The 25,096-nt window shown below is 66.3% G+C and carries 28 protein-coding genes and 1 pseudogene; 13 read left to right on the plus strand and 16 right to left on the minus strand.

All coding sequences use genetic code 11. The features are described 5' to 3' along the window. Nucleotides 1-103: 103 nt before the first annotated feature. Nucleotides 104-1,309 (plus strand): cytochrome P450, encoded by a 1,206-nt coding sequence (locus B9D87_RS15030; protein WP_007777384.1) that lies wholly within the window; start codon nucleotides 104-106, stop codon nucleotides 1,307-1,309. Nucleotides 1,310-1,319: 10 nt separating this feature from the next. Further along, the gene (locus B9D87_RS15035; RefSeq protein ID WP_007777398.1) at nucleotides 1,320-1,520 is read left to right on the plus strand and encodes a ferredoxin; all 201 of its coding nucleotides are present in this window, start codon (nucleotides 1,320-1,322) and stop codon (nucleotides 1,518-1,520) included. A gap of 3 nt (nucleotides 1,521-1,523) precedes the next feature. Here the strand turns inward: B9D87_RS15035 and B9D87_RS15040 are convergent, their stop codons facing one another. From B9D87_RS15040 to B9D87_RS15080, 9 genes are all read right to left on the minus strand, one after another. Further along, nucleotides 1,524-1,757, minus strand: a complete 234-nt coding sequence (locus B9D87_RS15040) for a DUF1330 domain-containing protein (protein ID WP_238553514.1) — start codon at nucleotides 1,755-1,757, stop codon at nucleotides 1,524-1,526. A gap of 83 nt (nucleotides 1,758-1,840) precedes the next feature. Further along, complete coding sequence (locus B9D87_RS15045; RefSeq protein ID WP_007777401.1) at nucleotides 1,841-2,029, minus strand: ferredoxin; 189 nt, start codon at nucleotides 2,027-2,029, stop codon at nucleotides 1,841-1,843. Next, nucleotides 2,026-3,297: a cytochrome P450 gene (locus B9D87_RS15050; RefSeq protein ID WP_007777402.1), complete on the minus strand. Its 1,272-nt coding sequence runs from the start codon at nucleotides 3,295-3,297 to the stop codon at nucleotides 2,026-2,028. The genes B9D87_RS15045 and B9D87_RS15050 overlap by 4 nt, the downstream gene beginning before the upstream one ends. A gap of 154 nt (nucleotides 3,298-3,451) precedes the next feature. Further along, a complete protein-coding gene (locus B9D87_RS15055; RefSeq protein WP_007777405.1) occupies nucleotides 3,452-3,958 on the minus strand; it encodes a hypothetical protein in 507 nt (168 codons plus the stop codon). Continuing rightward, a complete protein-coding gene (locus B9D87_RS15060) occupies nucleotides 3,955-4,569 on the minus strand; it encodes a TetR/AcrR family transcriptional regulator (RefSeq protein WP_007777406.1) in 615 nt (204 codons plus the stop codon). The genes B9D87_RS15055 and B9D87_RS15060 overlap by 4 nt, the downstream gene beginning before the upstream one ends. Before the next feature lie 120 nt (nucleotides 4,570-4,689). Next, nucleotides 4,690-5,844 (minus strand): thiolase family protein, encoded by a 1,155-nt coding sequence (locus B9D87_RS15065; protein WP_007777408.1) that lies wholly within the window; start codon nucleotides 5,842-5,844, stop codon nucleotides 4,690-4,692. Between the two features lie 4 nt (nucleotides 5,845-5,848). Further along, a complete protein-coding gene (locus B9D87_RS15070; protein WP_007777410.1) occupies nucleotides 5,849-6,682 on the minus strand; it encodes an enoyl-CoA hydratase/isomerase family protein in 834 nt (277 codons plus the stop codon). Nucleotides 6,683-6,734: 52 nt separating this feature from the next. Next, nucleotides 6,735-7,901: an acyl-CoA dehydrogenase family protein gene (locus tag B9D87_RS15075; protein ID WP_007777413.1), complete on the minus strand. Its 1,167-nt coding sequence runs from the start codon at nucleotides 7,899-7,901 to the stop codon at nucleotides 6,735-6,737. Between the two features lie 127 nt (nucleotides 7,902-8,028). After that, a complete protein-coding gene (locus tag B9D87_RS15080; protein ID WP_007777416.1) occupies nucleotides 8,029-9,327 on the minus strand; it encodes an amidohydrolase family protein in 1,299 nt (432 codons plus the stop codon). A gap of 387 nt (nucleotides 9,328-9,714) precedes the next feature. Between B9D87_RS15080 and B9D87_RS15085 the strand changes: the two genes are divergently transcribed. The 8 genes from B9D87_RS15085 (at nucleotide 9,715) to B9D87_RS15120 (ending at nucleotide 15,823) form a co-directional block, all read left to right on the plus strand. After that, nucleotides 9,715-10,248: a carboxymuconolactone decarboxylase family protein gene (locus tag B9D87_RS15085; RefSeq protein ID WP_007777418.1), complete on the plus strand. Its 534-nt coding sequence runs from the start codon at nucleotides 9,715-9,717 to the stop codon at nucleotides 10,246-10,248. A 17-nt stretch (nucleotides 10,249-10,265) separates the two neighbouring features. Then, the gene (locus B9D87_RS15090; RefSeq protein WP_007777420.1) at nucleotides 10,266-11,543 is read left to right on the plus strand and encodes an aromatic ring-hydroxylating oxygenase subunit alpha; all 1,278 of its coding nucleotides are present in this window, start codon (nucleotides 10,266-10,268) and stop codon (nucleotides 11,541-11,543) included. After that, the gene (locus B9D87_RS15095; protein ID WP_007777422.1) at nucleotides 11,527-11,850 is read left to right on the plus strand and encodes a hypothetical protein; all 324 of its coding nucleotides are present in this window, start codon (nucleotides 11,527-11,529) and stop codon (nucleotides 11,848-11,850) included. Before B9D87_RS15090 ends, B9D87_RS15095 begins: the two co-directional genes overlap by 17 nt. A 3-nt stretch (nucleotides 11,851-11,853) precedes the next feature. Further along, nucleotides 11,854-13,080 (plus strand): metal-dependent hydrolase family protein, encoded by a 1,227-nt coding sequence (locus B9D87_RS15100; RefSeq protein WP_007777424.1) that lies wholly within the window; start codon nucleotides 11,854-11,856, stop codon nucleotides 13,078-13,080. After that, the gene (locus B9D87_RS15105) at nucleotides 13,064-13,507 is read left to right on the plus strand and encodes a nuclear transport factor 2 family protein (protein WP_007777425.1); all 444 of its coding nucleotides are present in this window, start codon (nucleotides 13,064-13,066) and stop codon (nucleotides 13,505-13,507) included. The genes B9D87_RS15100 and B9D87_RS15105 overlap by 17 nt, the downstream gene beginning before the upstream one ends. Nucleotides 13,508-13,524: 17 nt before the next feature. Continuing rightward, nucleotides 13,525-14,622, plus strand: coding sequence for an acyl-CoA dehydrogenase family protein (locus tag B9D87_RS15110; RefSeq protein ID WP_007777428.1), 1,098 nt, complete (start codon nucleotides 13,525-13,527; stop codon nucleotides 14,620-14,622). Nucleotides 14,623-14,625: 3 nt separating this feature from the next. After that, nucleotides 14,626-15,456, plus strand: a complete 831-nt coding sequence (locus tag B9D87_RS15115) for an acyl-CoA dehydrogenase family protein (RefSeq protein ID WP_007777431.1) — start codon at nucleotides 14,626-14,628, stop codon at nucleotides 15,454-15,456. 97 nt (nucleotides 15,457-15,553) lie between these two features. After that, complete coding sequence (locus tag B9D87_RS15120) at nucleotides 15,554-15,823, plus strand: DUF4190 domain-containing protein (RefSeq protein WP_007777434.1); 270 nt, start codon at nucleotides 15,554-15,556, stop codon at nucleotides 15,821-15,823. A gap of 8 nt (nucleotides 15,824-15,831) precedes the next feature. Here B9D87_RS15120 and B9D87_RS27940 read toward each other — a convergent pair whose 3' ends face one another. Both B9D87_RS27940 and B9D87_RS27945 read right to left on the minus strand, forming a co-directional pair. Continuing rightward, nucleotides 15,832-16,257 carry an acyl-CoA dehydrogenase family protein gene (locus B9D87_RS27940; RefSeq protein WP_437340119.1) on the minus strand — a complete coding sequence of 142 codons (426 nt, stop codon included), beginning with the start codon at nucleotides 16,255-16,257 and terminating at the stop codon, nucleotides 15,832-15,834. A 141-nt stretch (nucleotides 16,258-16,398) separates the two neighbouring features. Then, nucleotides 16,399-17,019: pseudogene (locus B9D87_RS27945) on the minus strand (acyl-CoA dehydrogenase family protein); the annotation flags it as partial. Nucleotides 17,020-17,261: 242 nt separating this feature from the next. Here B9D87_RS27945 and B9D87_RS15130 point away from each other — a divergent pair. Continuing rightward, nucleotides 17,262-17,912: a TetR/AcrR family transcriptional regulator gene (locus B9D87_RS15130; RefSeq protein ID WP_007777440.1), complete on the plus strand. Its 651-nt coding sequence runs from the start codon at nucleotides 17,262-17,264 to the stop codon at nucleotides 17,910-17,912. Between the two features lie 236 nt (nucleotides 17,913-18,148). Then, complete coding sequence (locus tag B9D87_RS15135) at nucleotides 18,149-18,997, plus strand: mycofactocin-coupled SDR family oxidoreductase (RefSeq protein WP_007777442.1); 849 nt, start codon at nucleotides 18,149-18,151, stop codon at nucleotides 18,995-18,997. 3 nt (nucleotides 18,998-19,000) lie between these two features. Here the strand turns inward: B9D87_RS15135 and B9D87_RS15140 are convergent, their stop codons facing one another. Together B9D87_RS15140 and B9D87_RS15145 are read right to left on the minus strand one after the other, a co-directional pair. Then, a complete protein-coding gene (locus B9D87_RS15140) occupies nucleotides 19,001-19,417 on the minus strand; it encodes a DUF5313 domain-containing protein (protein ID WP_007777444.1) in 417 nt (138 codons plus the stop codon). Between the two features lie 17 nt (nucleotides 19,418-19,434). Further along, a complete protein-coding gene (locus B9D87_RS15145) occupies nucleotides 19,435-19,926 on the minus strand; it encodes a MarR family winged helix-turn-helix transcriptional regulator (protein ID WP_007777447.1) in 492 nt (163 codons plus the stop codon). 85 nt (nucleotides 19,927-20,011) lie between these two features. Between B9D87_RS15145 and B9D87_RS15150 the strand changes: the two genes are divergently transcribed. Then, nucleotides 20,012-20,851 carry an SDR family NAD(P)-dependent oxidoreductase gene (locus tag B9D87_RS15150; RefSeq protein ID WP_007777451.1) on the plus strand — a complete coding sequence of 280 codons (840 nt, stop codon included), beginning with the start codon at nucleotides 20,012-20,014 and terminating at the stop codon, nucleotides 20,849-20,851. On the opposite strand, the gene B9D87_RS15155 is transcribed toward B9D87_RS15150, so the two are convergent. The 3 genes from B9D87_RS15155 to B9D87_RS15165 are packed head-to-tail and all read right to left on the minus strand — an operon-like array spanning nucleotide 20,848 to nucleotide 25,096. Further along, nucleotides 20,848-21,663 carry an SDR family NAD(P)-dependent oxidoreductase gene (locus B9D87_RS15155; protein ID WP_007777454.1) on the minus strand — a complete coding sequence of 272 codons (816 nt, stop codon included), beginning with the start codon at nucleotides 21,661-21,663 and terminating at the stop codon, nucleotides 20,848-20,850. The genes B9D87_RS15150 and B9D87_RS15155 overlap by 4 nt on opposite strands. 8 nt (nucleotides 21,664-21,671) lie before the next feature. Then, nucleotides 21,672-24,101, minus strand: coding sequence for a CaiB/BaiF CoA transferase family protein (locus B9D87_RS15160; RefSeq protein WP_007777456.1), 2,430 nt, complete (start codon nucleotides 24,099-24,101; stop codon nucleotides 21,672-21,674). Further along, nucleotides 24,101-25,096, minus strand: a complete 996-nt coding sequence (locus tag B9D87_RS15165; RefSeq protein ID WP_007777458.1) for an enoyl-CoA hydratase/isomerase family protein — start codon at nucleotides 25,094-25,096, stop codon at nucleotides 24,101-24,103. The genes B9D87_RS15160 and B9D87_RS15165 overlap by 1 nt, the downstream gene beginning before the upstream one ends.

Consider the following 25,096-nt stretch of genomic DNA (forward strand, 5'->3'; position numbering starts at 1 on the left):
GTTTTGGTCTTTCAGCTTCGTCACGAAGGTATTACCGTTAGCGTTACAGTCAGTGACTCCGCTGTAAAGGTTTCAGCCCAACCTCGCCGCTGAGGAGGATGCAGTGACAAAAGCGAAGGTCGTCTTCGATCCGTACTCCGAGGACTACTTCAACAACCCGTTCGACATCTATCGGCGGATGCGCGAGGAAACGCCACTGTATTACGACGAGAAAGAGGACTTTTACGCCCTGACCCGCCATGAAGACGTGGCGGCCGCGTTCAAGGACTTCGAGACCTATTCGTCGGCGCGCGGCTGCGACCTGGCGATGGTGCGCCGGGGCATCTCCCCCGAGCAGAAGTCGATCATCTTCATGGACCCGCCCGAGCACCGGCACATGCGCAGCCTGCTCAACAAGGCGTTTACGCCACGGGCAATTCAATCGCAGCGCGAGACGATCATCGAGGTGATCAACAAGTATTTGGGCGCGGTGGACTCGGACAACTTCGACGTGGTGCAGGACTTTTCCGGTCCGTTCCCGGTGGAGGTCATCACCCGGATGGCCGGCGTGCCGGAGGAATACCGCCAGCAGGTCCGCCACTGGATCGACACCAGCCTGCACCACGAGCCCGGGCAGATCGAGGTCAGCGAAGCCGGCATGCAGGCCAACATCGACACGGCGATGTACTACTTCAGCCTGGTCCAAGAGCGGCGCCAGGAGCCGCAGGACGACATGATCAGCCGGCTGATCGCGGCCGAGATTCCCGGCGAAAACGGCGAGTTGCGCAAGCTCGACGACATCGAGATCTGCGGGTTCGCAACCCTTCTGGGTGGCGCGGGCGCCGAGACGGTGACGAAGCTGATGGGCAACGCGGCGGTCATCTTCGCCAGTCACCCCGACCAGTGGCAGAAGTTGCAGGAGGATCGCGACAAGATTCCCGGCGCGGTCGAGGAGCTACTGCGTTACGAGGGGCCGGTGCAGTACAACGTCCGCTACACCCTCAAGGAGGCCCACGTCAGCGGCGGCGTGATCCCGGCGGGCAAACCCGTATTCCTGTGTGGCGCCGCGGCCAACCGCGATCCCGACGCCTTCACCGACGCCGACACGTTCGACATCGAGCGTGACCAGACCGAGGCCCAACACCTCGGACTCGGGTACGGGATCCACAGCTGCCTCGGCGCCGCGCTGGCCCGCCTGGAAAGCCGGATCGCGCTGGAGAGGCTGCTCGACTTCATGCCGCGCTACGAAGTGGACTGGGCGGGCTGCCGACGGGTGACCATGCAGAACGTCGCGGGCTGGAAGAACGTGCCCGTCAAGGTACTTCGGTAAGGGGGTTGCGGTGACGAAGAAGATCGAAGTCGACTGGGGACTCTGCGAGAGCAACGGCGTCTGCATGGGCATCAACCCCGATATATTCGAGCTCGGCGACGACGACATGCTGACGGTCCACCAGGAAGAAGTCACCCCGGAGAACGAGGCCGACGTGCGCGAGGCCGTCCGTCAATGCCCTCGGCAGGCGATCTCCATCGTCGGAGAGTAACGGTCAGAATCCGGAGAGGATGACCGCGTTGCAGTCGGCCGCCGCCTGGCGCAGCTTCGCCGCCTTTTGGTAGCCCTCGGACTCGTACCACGCCCGGGCCGCATCCACCGACTCGAATTCCAGTACGACGGTCTGGTCGCCATGCCAGTCGCCTTCGACGACCTTGGGCGCGGTGTCCACCGCGAGAATGGTGGCGCCACTCATCGCCGATCCGGCGGCTTGGGCGTACGCCTTCATGCCTTCCGGGTCGTTGATCTTCTCGGTGAGGATGACATAGCCCTTAGCCACTGATGAATCTCCCTACTCGCCCGTGTATTTGGTTACTTCTCGCTGATCGCCTGCTCGGGACAGCATTGGATTGCCTCCTGCGCCGCGTCCTGCAATTCCGTTGGAACGTCGGAATCTATGGCCTCGGCGTAACCGTCGTCGGTCAGGCTGAACACGTCGGGGCACAGCGTGAGACACATGCCGTGACCGCGACACTTCTGGTCGTCTACCCAAACTTTCATGACAGCGTGAACTCCAGGTGCAGTTCGGTCAGGCCACGAAGGATGTATGTCGGAACGTATTGGTAGCGGCGGTCATTCGCCGGCCCATGAACCTTCTCATCGATCCTGATATCCGTCGTGCGGTCGAGCAATCGCTCGATCGCCACCCGGGTCTCGGCCCGCGCCAACGGCGCACCCGGGCAGCTGTGGATGCCGCGCCCGAACGAGATGTGTTGGCGGGCGTTCTTGCGGGCCGGATCGAACGTGGCGGGGTCTTCGAACCGGCGCGGATCACGGTTGGCGGCCGCCTGCACGATCATCACCGTGGTGCCCGCGGGCAGCTCGACGCCACCGATGTTGACCGGCCTGCGGTTCAACCGGAAGTCGCCCTTGACCGGGCTTTCGTGGCGCAGCGACTCCTCGATGAAGTTAGGGATGAGGCTGCGGTCTTTGCGCAACTGCGCCTGGATGTCGGGGCGCTCCCCCAGCGTCTGCAATGACGCACCCAGCAGCCGCACGGTGGTCTCCTGGCCCGCCGAGAAGACGTTGGCGGCGACGCGCGCCACGTCCTCGACGTCCGGAACCGAGCCGTCGGGAAACGTCGCGGTGGCCAGGCCCGTCAGCACGTCGTCGCGGGGTTCGCGGCGGCGGTCGCGGACGTAGTCGGAGAACAGGCCGTAGAGGAATTCCAGGGGGCTGTGGGCCAGGGACCCCTTGGTGCCACCGATGCCGCCACCCGCGTGCTCAGCGATGCCCTTGACGAACTTGTCGCGGTCCTCCATCGGCACGCCGAGCAGGTCGGCGATGACCAGCAGCGTGAACGGGCCGGCGAAGCCCTTGATCCACTCGCCGCGCCCCGGCGCCAGGAAATCGTCGAGTGCCTGGTCGGCCAGCGCCCACATGGCGTCCTCGTTCTCCTTGAGGCGCTTGGGGGTGATCAGCCGCATCATGAGGGAGCGGTGGTTGGTGTGGGTCGGCGGATCGAGCGTGGGCAGCTGGTCACTGAAGGGCAATTCGTCGCGGTGCTGCTCGATCAGCTCGGTGATGTCGTCACCCTCGATCGGCACCGGAAAGCCGGGAAACGGGCCGGTGACCGAGATGCACGACGACCACGTCTCGGCGTCGTTGAGCACCGCGCACGCCTCGTCCCAACCGGTGATCATGGTGACGTCGTGATGGCTCTCCCGCGTGACGGGGCAGCGCTCGCGCAGGGCCTCGTAGTAGGGGTACGGGTTCTCGATCAGCTCGGTGCCGCGGAAGAAGTCCAACTCGGAGAATTCGTTCGCCATCTCCTGCTCCTTGAATCTCGGCTAGTGAGAACGTGCCTCTCGCGGATGAGTATTACATTTTCACACGGCATGGTGGTCGTCAACGACGCGACCCCCAACCCCACGGCGAACGCGCTACCCGCGCGGGCCGGGCGGTTGCGCAATTCCCCGGGCGCTAGCTTGCGGGCACCAGATCGGCGGCGACCGGGGGCCACGCCAGCAGGCCGTTGCGGAAGGTCTCCACGTGACCGATCGGGGCGTGCGGTGCGGCCGCCGCCGCCAACGCCTGGCCCTTGAACGTCTGCGCGGCGGTGCTCAGCTGGTGCTGCACCAGGCCGACGCTGTCGTCCAGCTCCGACGGCCAGCTCTCGCCCCACAGCGTGACCTCGGTGGCGCCGTGATCAAGGGCCTGCAGCACGCCCTGGCGCACCCGCGCGTCGCAGCCGAACAGGTCCGCCGCGGCGGCCAGGGCCTGCGGACGGGGCCGCGATTGCACCGACGCCAGCGCCTCTTCGAGGTCGAGCACCTGCGCGCCGATGATCTGCAGCGGCCGGTCGTCCGGGTGGTCGGCGACCAGCACGGTCACGTCCCAACCCGCCATCGACCGGTCGAAGATCCAGCCGCCGGCGAATCTCACCACGTCGACGACGGTGGCGGCGACGACGTCCAGCCGGTACCTCATGTCGTCTCGGACTTCTTCGGGGGCGCGAAATCCCGCGCCAGTGTCTCGGCGTACTGCTTGAACGCGTCGGCTAGCGGTATCGAAGGATCGAGTAACCATGTCGTTTCCATTCCGTGGACGAAGGCGAGGATCTCTACCGCCTTGACGGCGGGGTCTATGTCTTGGCGGTACCGGCCGTCGGCCTGACCACGACGGATGAGGTCGGCGACGATGTCGGTCGCGGCCCGGTACCTGGACAGCATGCGGTCGTGCAGCGGGGCCTCGGGAAGGATGTTCTCGACGAGCAGCACCGTGAACGTGCCCACCAGCTCGGGCGCCCGGTGAATACGGTCCGCGACGGCGGCGATCTGATCGAACAGGTCGCCGGTCCGGTCCGCGTGGGTGTCGTCATCGAGGTCGCGGGCATCGAGCACGGCGTGCAGCAGCTGCTCTTTCGACTCGAAGTGATGCAGCAGCCCGGCGGGGGTGACGCCGGCCTCGCCGGCGATCTGGGCGAGCGTCGTGCTGCGCCAGCCGTTGCGGGTGAGCAGCCGCTGCGCGACGTCGAGAATCCGCTGCTTGCGGTCCTCCCCCTTGGCGAGAAGCGTGTCGTATCGCCGTGCGACGGGCACCAAACCCCCTCATGTATCGGCGGTGGAAAACCAACCTAGTGAACACACAGTAGGTTAGTTTGGCCGCTGTGACAAGGGTCACGGGGTGCGGATTTTTTTGCGCGCGTCAGGCCGCCGCCGTCAGCTCACCAGCTCCACCAGCGTGGCGTTGGCGGTGCCGCCGCCCTCACACATGGTCTGCAGGCCGTAACGAATCCCGTTGTCGCGCATGTGATGTGCCATGCGTGTCATCAGCACCGCGCCGGACGCGCCCAGCGGGTGTCCCAGCGCGATGGCGCCGCCCAGCGGATTCATCCGGGCGGGGTCCGCCCCGGTCTCCGCCAGCCACGCCAGCGGCACCGGCGCGAACGCCTCGTTGACCTCGAAGACGCCCACATCGGACAGCGCGACGCCGGCCTTGCTCAGCACCTTCTCGGTGGCCGGGATGGGGCCGGTGAGCATGAGCACCGGATCGGCCCCGGTCACGGCGCCCGCCAGGTACCGCACGATCGGCGTCAGGCCCAACTCGACCGCCATCTCGGCGGTGGTCACCAGCAGCGCGGCGGCGCCGTCGGAGATCTGCGAGGAGTTGCCCGCGTGGATCACGCCGTCTTCGGCGAAGGCCGGCTTGAGCGTGCCGAGCTTCTCGACGGTGCTGCCCCGCCGCACGCCCTCGTCGGCGGTGAAGACGTTGTTGTCGGCCCCGTCGACGAAGACCGGCACGGTCTGCTCGGTGAATGCGCCGCCATCCAGCGCCGCCGCGGCCCGCTCGTGGGACTCGACGGAGTATTCGTCGAGCCGGGTGCGGGAGAATCCCCACTTCTTGGCGATCATCTCCGCCGACAGGCCCTGATTGAAGGAGAAATCGTCATAGCGCGCAAGGACTTTCGGGCCATAGGGCATGCCGGTTGCCCGGGCCGAACCGAGCGGAACGCGACTCATGACCTCGACCCCGCCGGCCACGACGACGTCCTGCTGCCCCGACATCACCGCCTGCACGGCGAAGTCCAGCGCCTGCTGGCTGGACCCGCAGGCCCGGTTGACGGTGGTCCCGGGGATGGTCTCCGGCCAACCGGCGGCCAGGACCGCGTAGCGGCCGATGTTGCTGGACTGGTCACCCACCTGGGACACGCAGCCCCAGACCACATCGTCGATGATGTCGGGACCAATGCCGGTCCGTTCGATGAGCTCGGTCAGGACGACCGCGGACAGGTCGGCGGCATGCATGCCGGACAGCGCGCCGTTGCGCTTGCCCACCGGTGTACGCACGGCCTCGACGATGACTGTTTCACGCATATCTCTACTCCGATTGCTTCTCGCCCGATTGTGGTTTTACGCCAGGTTTCGGTACGGCCCACCGACCAGTAAACGACGGCTCCCGCCGCTGCGCGAAAGCGGCATAGGCAGCGGCGGTGTCTGCCGTCGCGAAGTTGACGCCCTGAGCGCGGGCCTCGTTGGCCAGCGCGTCACGCAGGGTGCGGTCCGCGCCCTCGTTCAGCAGTGCCTTGGTGTGCGCCAGCGCGATCGGCGGACCGGCGGCCAACCGGCTGGCGAGATCCGAGACGAAGGCGTCGATCTCCGCGGCCGACACCACCCACGTCACCAGGTTGAGGGCGCACGCCTCCTCGGCGTCGATCGTGTCCGCCAGCAACGCGAGTCGCTTGGCTTGTTGCAGACCGACGATTTTCGGTAGCAGCCAGGAGCCGCCGAGGTCGATCGACAGGCCACGCTTCGAAAAGATCTGGCAGAACGTCGATTCCGGTGTGGCCACCACCAGGTCGCACCCCAGCGCCAAATTCCACCCCGCCCCGACGGCCACCCCGGTCACCTTGGCGATCGTGGGAACCGGCAGCTCGTGCAGGGCCAGTGCCACGTCGGTCAGCCGCTGCAACTTGTACTTCGGGTGAATGTCCTCGGGAGCCGAGATGTCCGCGCCGGAACAGAAGCTGCCCCCGGCACCGGCGATCACCAGGGCGCGCACCCCCGGATCGTGGCCGGCCGCGTCGAGCGCGTCTCGCAGGGCGAGCCACAGTTGCGGATTGATCGCGTTTTTGCGACGTGGCCGGTTGAGCGTGAGGGTGCGTACCCCGTCGCGGTCTTCCGAGAGCAGCACGGGGTCATCGGTTGTGGTCATCGGCGTCGAACGTGCGTCAGATCGCCATGCCGCCGTCCACCGGCAGTCGCCATCAGTAGCTTCTCGGCAGCTTCAAGACGTTGGCGCCCAGGAAGTTCAAAATCATCTCCTGGCTGACTGGCGCGATCTTCATCAACCGGGCCTCGCGGAAGTAGCGGGTGATGTGGTACTCCTCGGCGTAACCCATGCCGCCGTGGGTTTGCAGCGCCCGGTCCGCGGCGGCGAAGCCGGCGTCGGCGCAGAGATACTTGGCCGTGTTGGCCTCGCGCCCACAGGGTTTGCCGTTGTCGTAGAGCCAGGTGGCCTTGCGCAGCATCAGTTCGGCGGCGTCGAGGCGAGCCAGCGAATCGGCGAGGGGGAACTGCAGGCCCTGGTTCATGCCGATGGGCCGGCCGAAGACCTCGCGCTCGTTGCCGTACTTCACCGCCTTTTCCAGCGCCACCCGCCCGATGCCGAGAGCCTCGGCCGCGATCAGCATCCGCTCCGGGTTGAGGCCGTCGAGGATGTACTGAAAGCCCTTGCCCTCCTCGCCGATTCGGTCCTCGACTGGCACCTCGAGATTGTCGATGAACAATTCGTTGGAGCTCACCGCGTTGCGGCCCATCTTGCGGATCGGCCGGATGTCGACCCGGCTCCGATCGAGATCGGTGAGGAACAGCGTCATCCCGTCGGTCTTCTTGGCGACCTCGTCGTAGCTCTGGGTCCGGGTGAGCAACAGGATCTTGTCGGACTCCATCGCCTTGGAGATCCAGACCTTGCGGCCGTTGACGATGTAGCGGTCGCCGTCGCGCTTGGCGAACGTCGTGATGCGCGAAGTGTCAAGGCCGGCACCGGGTTCGGTGACGCCGAAGCAGACGTGCACCTCGCCGGTCGCGACGGCGGGCAACGTACGGGCCTTGAGTTCATCGGAGCCGTGTACCACGACCGGCTGCATGCCGAAGATGGACAGGTGAATCGAGCTGGCGGCGTTCATGGCGCCACCGGACTTGGCGACCTCCTCGAGGAGGATGGTCGCCTCGGTGATCCCGAGTCCGTGACCGCCGTATTGGGTGGGAATGGTCATCCCCAGCCAGCCGCCATCGGCGATGGCACGGTAGAACTCGGTCGGGAATTCGTGCGCCTGGTCTTTTTCCATCCAGTACTGGTCGTCGAATTTCCGCGCCAGCTCGGCCACCGACCGACGGATCAGTTCCTGGTCTTCGGTCAGCTCAAAGTTCATTCCAGCGCCGGGCACTGCTCAGTCTCCTTCGATCAAAATGCACCGGCATTCAGTGTCGGCCCGCTGCGCCCGGCTGCGCCGCGCTTGCGACCGCGACGGGCGCAGTTGCCCTCCGGCGACGTGTGGTTCAGTCCTTGTTGCCGGTGAGGGCTTTGGCGTTGGCCGCGAAATCCGCGAAGGACGAGCCGCCTCGGCTGTCTTTGTCGTGGCCCTTGGCCTTGATGGACACGTCGTGCCCCTCGGCGGCTTTGCGCAGCGCACCGACGGTCGCCTGTTCGCGGGAAATGTGCGTGAACGGGTCGAACGAGTACCAGCGCATGGCGTTCTCGTACGTCATCTTGTTGATTTCGTCGTCGGGAACATTGTTGAGGGACAAGACATCCCAGAGCTCCTCCGGGGCGCCCGGCCACATCGAGTCGCTGTGCGGGTAGTCGGCTTCCCAGCAGATGTTGTCGATGCCGATCTCGTTGCGCAGCGCCACGCCGACCTTGTCGCTGATGAAGCAGGTCAGGAAGTGGTCGCGGAAGACCTCGCTGGGCAGCTTGCCCTTGAAGTTCTGGTGCGTCCAGGCGGAGTGCATCTCGAAGGTACGGTCCGCGCGCTCCAGGAAGTAGGGGATCCAGCCGGTTCCGCCCTCGGACAGCGCGATCTTGAGGTCCGGGTACTCCTTGATCGGCTTGGACCACAACAGGTCGGCGGCGGCCTGCACGATGTTCATCGGCTGCAACGTGATCATCACGTCCATCGGCGCATCCGGCGCGGTGATGGCCAGCCGCCCCGAGGAACCGATGTGCACGTTCATCACGGTGTTGGTGTCGCACAACGCCTTCCACAGCGGGGCCCAATAGTCGTCGTGGAAACTCGGGTAGCCCATTGCGGCCGGGTTCTCGGTGAAGGTCAGCGCGTGCACGCCCTTCTTCGCGACCCGTCGCACCTCGGCGGCGCACGCCTCGGCGTCCCAGATGACCGGTATCGCCATCGGGATGAACCGCGCCGGGTAGGCGCCGCACCATTCGTCGATGTGCCAGTCGTTGTAGGCCTGCACCAGCGCGATCGAGAAGTCGTTGTCGTCGGTGGCGAACAAGCGGCCCGCGAAGCCCGGGAAGGAGGGGAAGCAGATCGACGCCAGGATGCCGCCGGCATTCATGTCCTTGACGCGCTCGTCCACGTTGTAACAGCCCGGCCGGATCTCGTCGAGCCCCGTCGGCTCGATGCCGTACTCCTCTTTGGGCCGCCCGGCCACCGCGTTGAGCGCCACGTTGGGGATGACGGTGTCGCGGAACTTCCACATGTCCGAGCCGTCGGCGTTGTGCACCAGCCGGGGCGCGTCGTCCTGATACTTCTTCGACAGGTGGTTCTTGAACATGTCAGGTGGCTCGACGGTGTGGTCGTCGACGCTGATCAGGATCATGTCTTCTTTGTTCATGGCCGTCCCTTCCATCGGATCCACCGGATCGATCGCAGCCTCGGCGAATCGCTGCTCCCTGCCAAGATCACTAAAATGAAAACTATCTTCTCGCCAGACGAGAATCAACATCCAGCGGATGTTGGGAACGGCTAAAGCCGCCTGACCAGCGGCCGGGCGGACCGGTGAATTTCCCGGCGCTCAGCGCCAATGCGGTGAGGTAGATCCCGGCGCGCGTTGTCGGCGCTCGGCCCCGCCGAGTTTTGGGCGACCGCGCGGCCCGGTGCGTCAGCCGGCGACCTCCCCTGCGCCCGCTCGCCACGCCGGCATTGACCGGACGCGCGTTTCGTGCCAGTCTGTTAGTTGCAAATGAGAATATGATTCTCTTTCACCGAGAGGACACTGCTAATGCGCTTGCAGCCGCTGCCCGCGGACCAGTGGGACGAGGCGACCCGGCAGGCACTCTCGGCCATGCGTGGCGCGGACACCAACAACGCGCTCTCCACGCTGGCTCACCACCCGGCGCTGGCCAAGTCGTTCTTGAGGTTCAACGTCCACCTGTTGATGACGTCCACGCTGCCGCCGCGCGTCCGCGAGCTGGCCATCCTGCGGGTGGCGCATCGCCGGCGATGCGCCTACGAGTGGTCGCACCACGTCCGGATGGCCAAGGACGAGGGGATCACCGACGACCAGATCGCGGCCCTGCAGAGTTTTGCCGGCGAGGATGCCGGCGACTTCGACGCGTTCGACCGGGCCGTGCTCACCGGGGTCGACGAGCTCGACGTGAAATCGGAGCTGTCCGACCAGACCTGGGCGGCACTCGGTGAGCGTCTCAATGACCAGCAGCGCATGGACTTCGTCTTCACGGTCGGCTGCTACGCGCTACTGGCCATGGCCTTCAACACTTTTGGCATCCAGCTCGAACACGCCGAACAGCACTGATAAGAGGAGTAAGAACCGTGCCGCACTTCCCCAAGCCAGCCGCCGGCAGCTGGACAGAAAACTACCCCGACCTGGGGACCGAGCCGGTCGACTACACCGACTCCATCGACCCGGCGTTCTTCGAGGCCGAGCGTGACGCCGTCTTCAGGAAGACCTGGCTCAACGTCGGCCGTGTCGAGCGACTCCCCCGCACCGGCAGCTACTTCACCAGGGAACTGCCGTCGGCCGGCAAGGGCACGTCGGTGATCATCACCAAGACCAAGGACGGCACCGTCAAGGCGTACCACAACGTCTGCCGGCACCGCGGAAACAAGTTGGTGTGGAACGACTTTCCCCACGAGGAGACCTCCGGCACCTGCCGCCAGTTCACCTGCAAGTACCACGCCTGGCGCTACAGCCTCGACGGTGACCTGACCTTCGTGCAGCAGGAAGACGAGTTCTTCAACGTCGACAAGAGCGATTACGGCCTGGCCCCGGTCCGCTGCGACGTGTGGGAAGGCTTCATCTTCATCAACTTCGACGACAACGCGGCGCCGCTGACCGACTACCTCGGGCCGCTGGCCAAGAGCATCGAGGGCTACCCCTTCGGCGAGATGACCGAGACCTACTCCTACCGCGCCGAGGTCGGCAGCAACTGGAAGCTGTTCATCGACGCGTTCGTCGAGTTCTACCACGCGCCGATCCTGCACCAGGGCCAGTACACCAAGGAGGAAGCCGCCAAGATCCAGAAGTTCGGGTACGAGGCGCTGCACTACGAACTGGCCGGGCCGCACAACCTGCAGTCGACCTGGGGCGGTCAGGCACCGCCCCCGGACATGTCCATGGTCAAGCCGATGGACCGGGTGTTGCGCAGTGGGCTGTTCGGTCCGTGGGACAAGCCGGAGATCATCGAAAACCTGGAGCTGCCACCGGGTGTCAACGTGAAGCGGGTGCCGCAGTGGGGCATCGACTCGTGGCTGTTCTACCCGAACTTCATGCTGTTGATCTGGGAGCCGGGCTGGTTCTTGACCTACCACTACTGGCCGACCGCGGTCGACAAGCACATCTTCGAATGCACGCTGTATTTCGTACCGCCGCGCAATGCGCGCGAACGCCTCGCCCAGGAGCTGGCCGCGGTGACATTCAAGGAGTACGCGTTGCAGGACGCCAACACCCTCGAAGCGACCCAGACCATGATCGGCACCCGGGCCGTCAAGGAGTTCCTGCTCTGCGACCAGGAAGTCCTGATCCGCCACCTGCACAAAACGACCAGTGACTACGTGAAGGAGTACCAGCGCAATGGCGTTACCGTCTGAATTCGCTGCCCTGGAGCCCTATTTGGACTGGGACCTGGCCACCGAGCCCGAGCGCTACGCGAAGAGGCTGGCCTCGACGATGGCCGAGATGCAGGCGTTCTACGACGTGGCGTTCCCGAAGCTGAACGACATCATCGCGTACTGCGACAAGTTTCCGCTGAACGACCTGCCCGACGACGCGAAGAGCCTGATGCACATGATGCAGTCGCTGGTGATGGTGTCGTTCCCGATCGAGGCGTGGAAGCAGCCGCGCGTCCCGGACAGCGGCGCGGCATGGGTTGAACTGATTCGGGAACCGGTGATCTAGCCGGTGCTGACGCTCAAGGCCGCGGGGCTGCTCGACGTTGACAGCGGCGAGATCGTTCGGCCCGGCATCCTGCAGGTCGAGGACGACCGGATCGTCGGCGTCGGGGCTTCGGGCCCGACCGGCCCAGAAGACACTGTCATCGACCTCGGCGATCAGATCCTGTTGCCGGGCCTGATGGACATGGAGGTCAACCTGCTGATGGGCGGGCGCGGCGAGACGCCGGGACTGTCGCAGGTGCAGGACGACCCACCGACGCGGGTGCTGCGCGCTGTCGGCAACGCCCGACGCACGCTGCGCGCCGGGTTCACCACGGTGCGCAACCTGGGCTTGTTCGTCAAGACCGGCGGCTACCTGCTCGACGTCGCGCTGGGCAAGGCCATCGACGCGGGATGGATCGAGGGACCACGCGTCGTGCCGGCCGGCCACGCCATCACGCCCACCGGCGGGCACCTTGACCCGACGATGTTCGCCGCGTTCATGCCGGGCGCACTCGAGCTGACGATCGAAGAGGGCATCGCCAATGGGGTCGACGAGATCCGCAAGGCGGTGCGCTACCAGATCAAGCATGGCGCCCAATTGATCAAGGTGTGCGTTTCCGGCGGCGTCATGTCGTTGACCGGTGAGGCTGGGGCACAACACTATTCAGACGAGGAACTGCGCGCGATCGTCGACGAGGCGCACCGGCGTGGGCTGCGTGTCGCCGCGCATACGCACGGAGCGGAAGCTGTCAAGCACGCGGTCGCGTGCGGCATCGACTGCATCGAGCACGGGTTCCTGATGGACGACGAGGCCATCCAGATGCTGGTCGACAACGACCGGTTCCTGGTAACCACCCGCAGGCTCGCCCAGGCGATGGACGTATCTCGTGCCCCGAAAGCCTTGCAGGACAAGGCGGCCGAGATGTTCCCCAAGGCCGAGACCTCGATCAAGGCCGCCTACGAGGCCGGGGTGAAGATCGCGGTCGGCACCGATGCCCCGGCCATCCCGCACGGCAAGAACGCCGACGAGCTCGTCACGCTGGTGGAATGGGGCATGCCGCCGCTGGCGGTACTGCGGGCCGCCACCACGACCGCGGCCGAGCTGATCAATGTCACCGACCGCGGGCGCCTCGCGACGGGCCAACTCGCCGATATCATTGCGGTACCCGGAAACCCGTTGGAAGACATCACCGTTACCCGAAACGTCAGCTTCGTGATGAAAGGCGGCAAGGTTTATGCCAACCAGAACTGACGACCTGGTCGAGATCCAGCAACTGCTCGGCCGCTACGCGGTCACCATCACCCAGGAGGACATCGAGGGACTCGTCGCCGTGTTCACTCCCGATGGCACCTACAGCGCGTTCGGAGAAACCTACAGCCTGAGCCGATTCCCGGAATTGGTGGCCGCGGCCCCGAAGGGCCTGTTCCTCACCGGAACCGCGGTGGTCGACCTGGACGGGGACGCGGCCAGCGGCACCCAACCGCTGTGCTTCATCGACCACGCCACGCACGACATGCGGATCGGCTACTACCGCGACACCTATCTGCGCACCGCCGACGGGTGGCGGCTGAAGACCCGCGCCATGACCTTCATCCGCCGCAGCGGTGTGCACGACTCCGGACGTCCGCATGCCGTCGGGCGGCCCGCGGGTGACTCTGCGGCCCAGGCAACGACTTAAGGAGCCGACCCATCGAAGTGAATGTCGAGCAGTTCCGGGCCGACCTGCGCGCGTGGCTCGACGACAACGATCTGACCCCCGAAGCGGACCACTCGCTGCAGGGGCACATGCGGCAGTTCGCCCGGGTCAGCCGTGCGCTCTACGACGCCGATTGGATGCGGTTCGGCTGGCCGGTCGAGGTCGGTGGGTTGGGCGGTCCCGCGGTGCTGCGCGCGATCGTCGGCGAAGAGGTGGTCGGCCGCCGGCTGGCCGAGCCCGGCCCCTACTCGATGCTCGAAGTGCTGGCGCCCACGATGATCGACTACGCCCCGGCGGAGCTGGCCAAGGAGATGGTGCCGCGTCTGCTCAGCGGCGAAGAACAATGGTGCCAAGGCTTTTCCGAGCCCGGGTCGGGAAGCGACCTGGCATCGCTGACGACCCGCGCGGTCCAGGACGGCGACAATTGGATCGTCAACGGCCAAAAGGTCTGGACCAGCTTCGCGCAGTTCTCCACCCGGTGCGTGCTGCTCACCCGCACGGCGCCCGGGCACGACGGAATCACCGCGTTCTTCGTCGACCTCGATACCCCGGGCATCACCGTCCGTCCGCTGCGGACCATGCACGGCGTCGACGAGTTCTGCGAGGTGTACTACGACGACGTGGTGATCCCGGCCAGCCGGATGCTGGGCAAGCCCGGCGACGGCTGGCGACTGGCCATGGACCTGCTGCCTTATGAGCGTTCGGCCTGCTTCTGGCAGCGAATCGCCTACCTCTACTCGCGTTTCGACGACCTGATCACCGCGGCGTCCGAGGCCGGCGAGCCCGACGAATCCGCGCTCGGCGGAGCCTATCTGGCGCTGCACACGTTGCGCTGCCGGTCGCGTGCCACCCAGCACCGGATGCGCGACGGCGCCCGACTGGGACCGGACACCTCCATCGACAAGGTGCTGCTGGCCTCCGCCGAGCAGCGGCTCTACGACACCGTGCGAGATGTGTTGCCGGGGACGCTCGAGCTCGAAGACACACCGTGGCGTCCGGAATACCTCTACTCGCGTGCGGCAACGATCTATGGCGGCACCGCCGAGATCCAGCGCAATATCATCGCCCGCCGGCTTCTCGACCTCGGGAAGGAGTGAACCGTGACGCCTTCGGCAGACACCGTGTCAGACCCCGAATCGCTGCGGCTGCTGGCGGACTCGTTGCGCACGACGATGAGTGCCGCCTCGGGAGCCAAGCTCGACGCGGCGCTGACCGACCTCGGCTGGCGCGACATGCTCGACGAAATGCCGGACATCGCAATCCCTCTGGTGTTCCAGCTGCTGGGTGAGACCGGCGCGCACGCACCCGTGCTCAACGACGTGGTCTTGCGCGCGGCGGGCGACGCCCCCGGGGGCACGATGGCCCTGCCGTTCACCGGCGGTTCCTGGGTGCTGTGGGAGCGCCGCGATCACCCCGGCTCGGCGATCGACGAGCTGCTGCCGATACACCCCGTGCCACAAGAGGATCCGTTGCCGGCGGCCGCCCTGCAAGCGGGTTGGCGAGCGCTGGGTTGGTGGCTTGTGGGTACCAGCCGAGCCATGCTGTCGCTGGCCCGTCAGCACGCCGTGGACCGCGTTCAATTCGGCCGGCACATCAGCTCATTCCAGGCGATCCGGCACCGACTGGCCGAGACGCTGGTCGCGATCGAGGGTGCCGAGGCCACACTGCAGGCCGCCGCGGAGTGCGACGACCCGCAGGGGCTGGCCTCCCTGCTGGCCAAGGCCGCGGCCGGCCAGGCCGCGCTGACCGCCGCACGCCACTGCCAGCAAGTGCTGGGCGGCATCGGCTTTACCGCCGAGCATCCGCTGCACCACCACATCAAGCGGTCGCTGATTCTCGACGGGCTACTGGGCAGCTCTCGCGAACTGACGCGTGCGGCCGGAAAAGCGGTGGTGGCGGCGGGATCTGCGCCGCGGCTCGCGCAGCTGTAACGGGACGCGCCCTAAAGATTCGCCAGAATCCGCCGACCGAGGTCCACGCCCGCGGTACCCACGTAGACTCATCCCGAGACCGACAGGATGGGACGTGATGAGTCACCCGGACGCACCACAGAACCAGATCGGTGTCGCGTCGGTGCTGCTGGGCCTGGTCGGACTCCTCACCTGCTGGTTGCTGCTCGGAGTGCCGTTCGGCATCGCGGCGGTGGTGACGGGCGACATCGCCCGCCGGCGCGTCGCCCGCGGAGAGGCGAACAACCCCCGAACTGCCGTGGCCGGCATGGTTTTAGGGGCGATCGCGATAGTGGCCGGTCTCGCCGCCATCGGCTACTACGCCCAGTTGGACGCCCGCAATCACTGACGCGTGGCCTAATTGCGTGGCAGCCCGAGGACGCGTTCGGCGATGATGTTGCGCTGGATTTCCGACGTACCGCCGGCGATCGTCGCGGCGAAGGTGCGGGTGTACCGGTCGAACCAGCTGCCGTAGTGGCTGTCCAGGTTGAGCGGCGCGAACGGGGCGGTCACCGCGCGCAGCGCCAGTCCGTCGCCGCCCTTGGCGGCCAGCGCGTCCTCGCTGGCGCGTTGCATCGCCTCCGAGCCGAGCAGCTTGAGCACCGACTGGGCGGGCACGTCCTCCTCGCCGCGCGCGGCTTTGGCCAGCGTCGCCGACCCGAGCAGTCGCATCGCATAGAAGTCCATCACCAGCGTCGCGTAGTGGTCCCGCTGCACGGGCCCGGCGGGCCTGGATTCGACGGTCAACGCGTGCAACATGTCTGCGTAATCCAGCCACAGCATCGCGCGTTCGTGGCCGAGCGAACCGGTCGCGACGCGCCAGCCGGCGTTGAGTTCCCCCACCAGGTTCTCGGCCGGCACCCGTACGTCCGTGAAGAAAACCTCGTTGAAGTCGACGTCTTCGATGTCTCCCACCGAGGCGAAGGGGCGACGGACCACGCCGGGCGTGTCGGTCGGAATCAGTAAAGCGCTGATGCCCTTGTGCTTTGGCGCGTCCGGGTCGGTGCGCACGAAGGTCAGCAACACATCGGCGTGATGGGCGCCCGACGTCCACACCTTCTGGCCGTTGACGACGAAGTGGTCGCCTTCTGCGTCGGACGAGCGCACCGCGCGCGTCTTGAGCGACGCGAGATCCGAGCCCGCCCCGGGTTCGCTCATCCCCAGCGACGCGGTGATCTCCGCGCGCAGGATCGGGACCGCCCAGCGCTCTTTCTGTTCGGGTGTGCCGAACGACAGCAGGGACGCGGCGATGATGCCCACGCCCTGCGGGTTGAAACTCTGATAGATGCGCCGGCGGGACAACTCTTCGGAGTACACGTATTGCTGCAACAGCGTGGCGTTGCGGCCGCCGAACTCCGGCGGGTTGCCGGGCAGTAGCCATCCGCTGTCGAACAGCAGGCGTTGCCAGCGGCGGGCCCACTCCGGGATGTCCGAACTGGACCGCGGCCGCGCCAACGCCTCGGACTCGGGAGGCAGGTGTTCGTCGAGGAAAGCCACGAATTCGGCTCGGAACGCCTCCACGTCGGCGTCAAACGTCAGCTGCACGGCACTTCCCAGGATGGTTTCGAGCGCACCGCGGCGTCGGTAGATTCGGGTTTCCGCCGTCGACGGGGCTCACTCTTACGATTACGCTTCCATACACACGTCTAAGAGAATAGTATTCTCGTGGTAAGAAAGTTACAATCTCCGACACGTGATCCGTGAGGGGGTCGAGCGCAGCGATGTCACGGCGTTCTCCGGTAGAGTCCAACCATGTTCTCCCCTCGCGGCAATCACCTGAGCCGGCCGTGACCAATCCAAGCGAAGAGCCGGCCTGGAAGCAGCGTGCCGTCGAGCGGTCCATCAAGACTGCGAAACTGCGCGCGGCGCAACGTGTTCAGCGCTTCCTCGACGCGGCCCAGGCCATCATCATCGAAAAGGGCAGCACGGACTTTACCGTGCAGGAGGTCGTCGACCGCTCCCGCCAGTCGTTGCGCAGCTTCTACCTGCAATTCGACGGCAAGCACGAGTTGCTGCTGGCGCTCTTCGAGGACGCCCTGAGCCGATCGGCCGACCAGATCCGCGCGGCCACCGAGAGCCAAGCCGACCCGCTGGAGCGCCTGCAGGTCGCGGTCCAACTCCTCTACGAGGCGTCCCGACCGGACCCCACGGCCAAGCGTCCGCTGTTCACCGACTTTGCGCCGAGGTTGCTGGTGACGCATCCGGCCGAGGTCAAGGTGGCTCACGCCCCGCTACTCGCGTTGCTGACGGAGCTGATGGACGCGGCCCACGACGCCGGCAGGCTGCGCACCTCCATCAATCCCAAGCGCGTGGCCGCCATGACCATGCAGACCGTCATGTTCATCGCGCAGTCCAGCGGCGGGCCCGATGACGCGACAATGCACCCCATCACCGCCGAAGAGGTATGGGATTTCTGCTCACGCGGATTCGTCGCCTAGTACACCCCGGACGCACCACACTCCCCCTCCCCTCTCGCTGAGCAAATAGCGCACGCCGTTTGCCGGTGAGAATGAGATTCTCTAATATCTAGAATCAGAGATAGCCGAAATGGATCCGTCATTGACACCCGTGACGGCCGAATGACAGAGTTCAAGGGCGGCAAGGCCCGCGATCCTCGGAACGCGTCTGTTCCCCGCCGGGGCGTGCCGATCGAAAGTCAGGAGTTGAGGTAGCCATGACCGGACGTGTTGAGGGCAAAGTCGCTTTCGTCACCGGGGCGGCGCGCGGTCAGGGCCGCAGCCACGCGGTGCGGTTGGCCCAGGAGGGTGCCGACATCATCGCTGTCGACATCTGCAAGCCCATCCGCGAGGGCGTGGTGGACACCGCCATCCCGGCATCGACGCCCGAAGACCTCGCCGAGACCGCCGATCTGGTCAAGGGGCACAACCGCAGGATCTTCACCGCCGAAGTCGATGTGCGCGACTTCGACGCGCTCAAGGCGGCGGTGGACAACGGTGTCGAGCAGCTCGGCCGGCTCGACATCATCGTGGCCAACGCCGGAATCGGCAACGGCGGCGAGACTTTGGACAAAACCAGTGAAGAAGACTGGACCGAGATGATCGACATCAACCTGGCCGGTGTGTGGAAAACCGTGAAAGCCGGTGTGCCGCATCTGATCGCGGGCGGTAACGGCGGTTCGATCATCCTGACCAGCTCGGTGGGCGGGCTCAAGGCCTACCCCCACACCGGCCACTACGTCGCGGCCAAGCACGGTGTCGTCGGACTGATGCGTGCCTTCGGAGTTGAACTGGGACAGCACATGATTCGCGTCAACTCCGTGCACCCAACCCATGTCAAGACGCCCATGTTGCACAACGACGGCACCTTCAAGATGTTCCGCCCGGACCTGGAAAACCCCGGCCCCGACGACATGGCGCCGATCTGCCAGCTGTTCCACACGCTGCCGATCCCCTGGGTCGAGCCGATCGACGTCAGCAATGCGGTGCTGTTCTTCGCCTCGGACGAGGCCCGTTACATCACCGGTGTGACGCTGCCCATCGATGCGGGCAGCTGCCTGAAGTAGCCGCTAGAAGGGGCTGCTGTTGGACTGCCATTCGGCCGACTCGGGTCGCGGCCCGTACCGGGCGATGTAGTCCTCGTGCATCCGCGCCTGCTTGCGGCGGGCGACCACGTCGACCAAGTTCGGGTCCAGCCCGTGAACCGCCAGCCGATGCCGGCGCCAGACCTTGTTCAGCGCAAGGGTTATCAGCAGCGCCCAGATGTAGAGCGGCGCCGTCATCTCCGTGTGCACGTAGAGCGAGGCGGGCAGCAGCCAGAACGGAGCAAGGACCACCAGGGGCGGTATGGCCCACCTGATCATGTGCCGCCGAACGGCTCCCTCCCCGGCCAGGTCGCGGGCCACCCAGGTGCGCATCGAGTCGGGCAGACGCCGGCCGTAGGAATAGCCGATCCGCTGCCACAGATTGGGTTTCGCGTCGGTCATGATGGCTCCTCAGGGTGTCAGGATTGCAATGCGCCGGCCGCCACGGCGGCGGCGTTGATTCGGTTGAGGACCCGATGTAGGTTCTCGAGTTCGGCCAGCTCGACACCCAGACGTTCCACCACGGCGGGTGGAATCTCAAGTGCTCGCTCCCGCAGTGCGATTCCGCGCTGCGTCAGCATCACGTCGGTGGTGCGCTCGTCGGCCGGGTTCTTGGCACGGGTGATCAGCCCTTGGGCCTCCAGGCGCTTGAGCATGGGCGACAGCGTGGCTGAGTCGATCTGCAACGCGGCGGCGATCTGCTTGACCGACAACGGGAACTGGTCCGCGTCGGCCGCCTTCCGGTGATCCCATAGCGCCAGCATCACCAGGTATTGCGGATGGGTCAGGCCGAGCGGTTCCAGCAGGGGCCGGTAGACCGCCAGGACCGCCCGGTTGGTCGTCACCAGCGCGAAGCACACCTGGCGTTCGAGCGCGAGCGGATCGACGTCGCGCACGGTGGGAACGGCCATACTTGTATGGTGCCCTAATAGTTAGGGTGCTATCTACATGATGTCTCTCACACCGTTTCGCCGGCGGGTAATACGCTCGGAATCCATGGACGGATTCGAGGGACGTGGGGCAGTCATCACCGGCGGTGCGAGCGGCATCGGTTTGGCCACCGCCACCGAATTCGCCCGCCGCGGGGCCCGCGTGGTGCTGGCCGACGTCGATGAGTCCGCGCTGGAACGAGCTGTGGCGCAGTTGAAGGCCGAGGGGTTCGACGCGCACGGGGTCACGTGCGACGTGCGGCATCTCGACCAGATGGTTCACCTCGCCGACGAATCCTTCCGGCTGCTTGGTCAGGTCGATGTCGTGTTCAGCAATGCCGGCATCGTCGTCGCGGGCCCGCTCGCGACGATGACGCACGAGGACTGGCGCTGGGTCATCGATATCGACCTGTGGGGTTCGATCCACGCCGTCGAGGCGTTCGTGCCGAAGTTGATCGAGCAGGGCAGCGGTGGCCACATCGCTTTCACCGCTTCCTTTGCCGGGCTGGTGCCCAACGCCGGTCTCGGGGCATACGGCGTTGCCAAGTACGGCGTCGTCGGGCTGGCCGAGACGCTCGCCCGCGAGGTCAGGGACAACGGCATCGGCGTCTCGGTGCTCTGCCCGATGGTCATCGAGACGGGGTTGGTCGCGAACTCCGAACGCATTCGAAGCGCCGACGACGGCCTGGCGTCAGCGCCGGACCTGACGAGCGGCTTCGGCCAATTCCCGCCGACGCAGGACGACACGGTGTCGGTCGACGGCGTGGCACGGCTCACCGCCGACGCGATCCTGGCCAACCGCTTGTACATCCTGCCGCACGAGGCGGCCCGGGCGTCGGTCAAGCGCAGGTTCGAGCGCATCGACCGCACCTTCGACGAACAGGCCGCCGAGGGCTGGACGCACTAGGTTGATGGTGGCGGCCCCAGCCGGTAGTCGCCGGTGTGCGGGTCGTGATACCAGCCGCTGGAGGCCTGGGTGCCCCCGTCGATGTGTAGCGTCTGACCGGTCAGGTAGACCGACATGTCTGAGGCCAGAAAGACTGCGGCACTGGCGATTTCGTCGACATGGCCGGGTCGTCCGAGCGGCACGATGTTACCCATGGCGGCCGTCGCGGCTTCGCCGCCAAGGTCGGCCAGCCCTTCGGTGAGCGTGATATCCGGCGCTATCGCGTTGACCCGGATGTTGTGCGGCGCCAGTTCCAGCGCCGCGGTCTTGGTGTAGTTGATGACGCCCGCCTTGGCGGCGGCATACGCCGCGTAGCCCGGGGCGGCCCGTACACCCTCGATCGAGGTGATCGAGATGATGCTGCCCGGCAGGTTCGCCGACACCATCTGCCGGGCGACCCGCTGGGTGCACAGCAGCACGTGGCGCAGGTTGGCACGATACAAGGCGTCCCAGCCGTTTTCGGTGGTCTCCAGCAATGGCGAGGAGAACACGCCGCCGGCGTTGTTGACCAGGATCGTGGGTGCGCCGAGCTCGGCACCCGTCTGGCGCAGCGCGGCGTCCACCTGCTCGCCGTCTCGGACATCGGTGACAATGCCCAGGGCGCCAATGGATTCGGCCGCCTGCGCGCAGGTTTGCGGGTCGCGTTCCCAGATCGCCACCCGGGCGCCGAACGCCGCCATCCCGGCCGCGATGCCGCGCCCGATACCGGCTCCCCCGCCGGTAACCACCGCCACCCGGCCGGTGAGCAGGATGTTCGAGGGATCGATTGGCATGGTGTCGATCAGCTCCTGGCGCGCATGGCCGGCGCGCTGCCGATCACGCCGTCGGCTTCCAGGGCGGCAATCTCCGAATCGGACAGGCCCAGGCCGGACAGGAGTTCATGGTTGTGCTGCCCCAGCAGCGGTGCATGCTCGGTGTGGAACTTGTGGGGCCCGGTTGAGAACCTCATCGGCACGGTGCTGAGCCTAGCCGGGCCGTTGACCGGATGGTCGACCTCCTCGAAGAAATCCCGGAACGCCAACTGTCCCAGTTCGGGTTGCCGGTGCGGTTGCATCACTTTGGCGACCGGCACACCGGCGTCCCACAGGGTTGAGACGATTTCGTCGCGGCTGCGCCGCCCGCACCAGGCCGCGAGACGCTCATCGATGGCGTCGTGGTGTGCACGCCGCCCGGAGTCGGTCGAGAGCGTGGGATCGGTTGCCCAAGAGGGTGCTCCGAGTGCCCGGCACAGACTGTCCCACTGATCGTCGGTGGCCACCGCGATCGCGACCCAGCTGTCGAGCCGGCCGAATTCGTCGATATCGGCGCTGCGGTAGAGGTTCTGCGGTGCGGCCGTCGGCCCCCTGTTGCCGGCACGCTCCAGCAGGGCCCCGTATGCCGTGTACTCGATGACCTGCTCGGCGGCGATGCTGAGGGCGGCGTCGACCATCGCCGCCTCGACGAACACGCCCTCGCCGGTGCGGCGCCGGTGCTCGAGCGCGAGCAGTATCGCGTTGAGTGCGTGCACGCCCGCGTTAGGGTCACCGATGGAATACGGGTCATACGGCGTTCGATCGGGGTAGCCGGTAAGCCAACTCACTCCGGCTGCGGATTCGATCACGTAGGCGAATGCGGGGTTGTCCCGCCACGGGCCCTCGAGGCCGAAACCCGGCATCCGGGCCAGCACGGTGTCCGGCCGAATCGATTGCACCGCGGCGAAATCCAGCCCGATTTGGTCCAGAACCCGCGGGGTGAAGTTCTCGACCACCACGTCGCAGGTTGTGATGAGGCGCCGCAACAATTCTCGGCCGCGCGGGCTCTGCAGGTCCAGCGTCAGGCCCTTCTTGTTGGTGTTCAGAGCCTCGAAGATCGGCGACTTCTCCCACCACTGGTCCTCGGTGACCGGTATCCCGGCGATCATCCGGGTGCCATCGGGCCGGCGAGTCGACTCGACATGGATGACCTCGGCCCCGAGCAGCGCCAGCGAATGGGTGCAGCACGGGCCCGCCCAGAACGTCGTCATGTCCAGCACGCGAATGCCGGACAGGGGCAGCGCTTTCGCCGCCCCGGTGGGCGCCGGTCGCGCCGGAAGGGGTGCGGCGCGGTAGCGCTCGGTGTGCTCGCCCAGCCGCGGCGCCGGCTGCGGCGCGCGTAGTTGCGCGGGCCGCATGCGGTACGGGTGGCTCGGCTGCCGGAAGCCGTCGCGCGGATTGCGCACGAATGAATCGCGCTCCACGAACTGATCGAAGGACGTGACGTTGGCGCCGTTGGCCACCGGCGCGTTGGGTATGCGGAATGCCGAGGCCAGTTCCCGGATTTCGTCAACCGGGGTCGCGGCGAGCCAGGAGAAGAGCTCGTCGGCGTGGATGTTGGCCTGCTCGGTGATCGACAGCGGCGACTCCTCGTCGATCCACTCCGGGTGGCCCACCATCGCGCACAGGTCGAACCACTGCTGCGCCGTCCCGCAGCCGAGATCCACCAGGCCGTCCTTGGCCTGGGCCACGCCCGGAATGGTCGGCCGTCGCATGTCGCGCCACGGCCGTCCGAGCACGTCGAAGTAGGACACCGGGTGATAGGTGAGCGACAGGATCTGTGTCTCGAGCATCGACAGGTCCAGCAGTTCGCCTGCCCCGCCGTCGATTCGGCGCCACCGCGACGCCAGGGTGGCCGCGCTGGCGTAGACACCGGCCAGGTACTCGCCGACCTGACCGCCGACGAAGACGGGTGGGCGCTCCTGCTCGCCGCGGCCAAGCCCGACGATGCCTCCCGACCAGGCCTGCAGGGTGAACTCGGTCGCGGCGCGGTCTCGCCAGGGGCCCTGCAGCCCGAACGGTGTGATCGAGGTGACGGTGAGATGCGGGTGGCGGCGGTGGATGGCCTGCGCCGTGAAGTCCGGATGCTCGGCCACGTTCGAGCCGGCCGACCACACCACCGCGTCCGCGGCCGCCAGCAGCCGGCTCACCAGCTCGGCATCGTCGTCGCCGGTGGGATCGGCGACGACGCTGTGTTTCGCCCCGGCCAGGAAGCTGAAGAGGGCGCCGTCGCTGCCGTCCGGGATGGTGGCACCCGAGGCAGACCATGCGCGCAGCGGATCGCCTTCTGGCGACTCGATTTTCACGACGTCGGCGCCGCCGTCAGCGAGCAGCTTGGTGCAGTAGGCGCCCGCTATACCGGTGGACAGGTCGATCACCGTATAGCCGGCCAGCGGCGGTGCGACGCGGTGTGGCGTCACTATTTCATTCTCTTCGCTTTGGCGCCCTTGTCGGCCCGCGCTTTCTTGCGCGCCTTCTTGCTCAGCCGCCATTCGGCGGGGAACTTGTCGTCGTTGTCCTTGACCGCGTCGCCCAGACCTCGCCTCATCGCGTCGTCGAGCATCAACTCGTCACCGCCATCCGGGCGCACGCTGCCGCCCATCGACTCGAAGACGCCGCTGAGCATGCTTCCCAGGTATTCGCCCTGAAACTGCTTCATGATCTCGAAGAAGACCTTCTGCATGAACACCGTGTCGGTGGGGCGGTTGCTGGCGCAGGCCAACGCGTACCTCTCCACCTCTGCCTCGAGTTCGTCGCGCGGCACCACGCTGTTGAGGAAGTTGCAGTCATACATCTCGGTGGCGGTGAAAGCCCTTCCGGTGAACACCATTTCCTGAAACTTGCGAATGCCCATGGTCTGCGCCCACCACCACATCCGGGGACCCCAACCGTAATACCGGAACGACGGATGCCCGAACAACGCGTCGTCGCTGGAGATGACCAGATCGGCATCGGCGGCCTGGTAGAAGTGCCAGCCGTAGCAGTAGCCCTTGGCCTCCAGGATGGAGATCTTCTTGAAGTCCTGCAGGCCGCGGATGCCCGAGTTCGGGTTGGCGTACCACTGGCCCAGGGTGGCGCCGTTGCGGAACGAACCCTGCGGCGGATACCGGACCTCGTCGGCGCCGATCCGGTATTCGGCAAGCCGCGGGCTCTGGTCCGGCGCGTCACGCATCCTCATCACCTCGGTCAGGTCCGCCCCCGAACCGAGGTCGTCGCCCGCTCCCCGGATCACCAGAACCTTGACGTCGTCGTCGATGCCGGCCCGGTGCAACAGGTCCGCGTAGCGCAGGCGCGCCGCGACCGTCGGTGCGTTGAGATAGTCCGGCCGGTCGAACGTGATCGTGGCGATCCGCGTCGCGGCGTCTTTGTGGTACCGGATGATCTCTTCGGCCGGCGGCTCCGAGGGCTCGGGCAT

Origin of the sequence: Mycobacterium colombiense CECT 3035 (assembly GCF_002105755.1) — a bacterium.
GTDB lineage: Bacteria > Actinomycetota > Actinomycetes > Mycobacteriales > Mycobacteriaceae > Mycobacterium > Mycobacterium colombiense.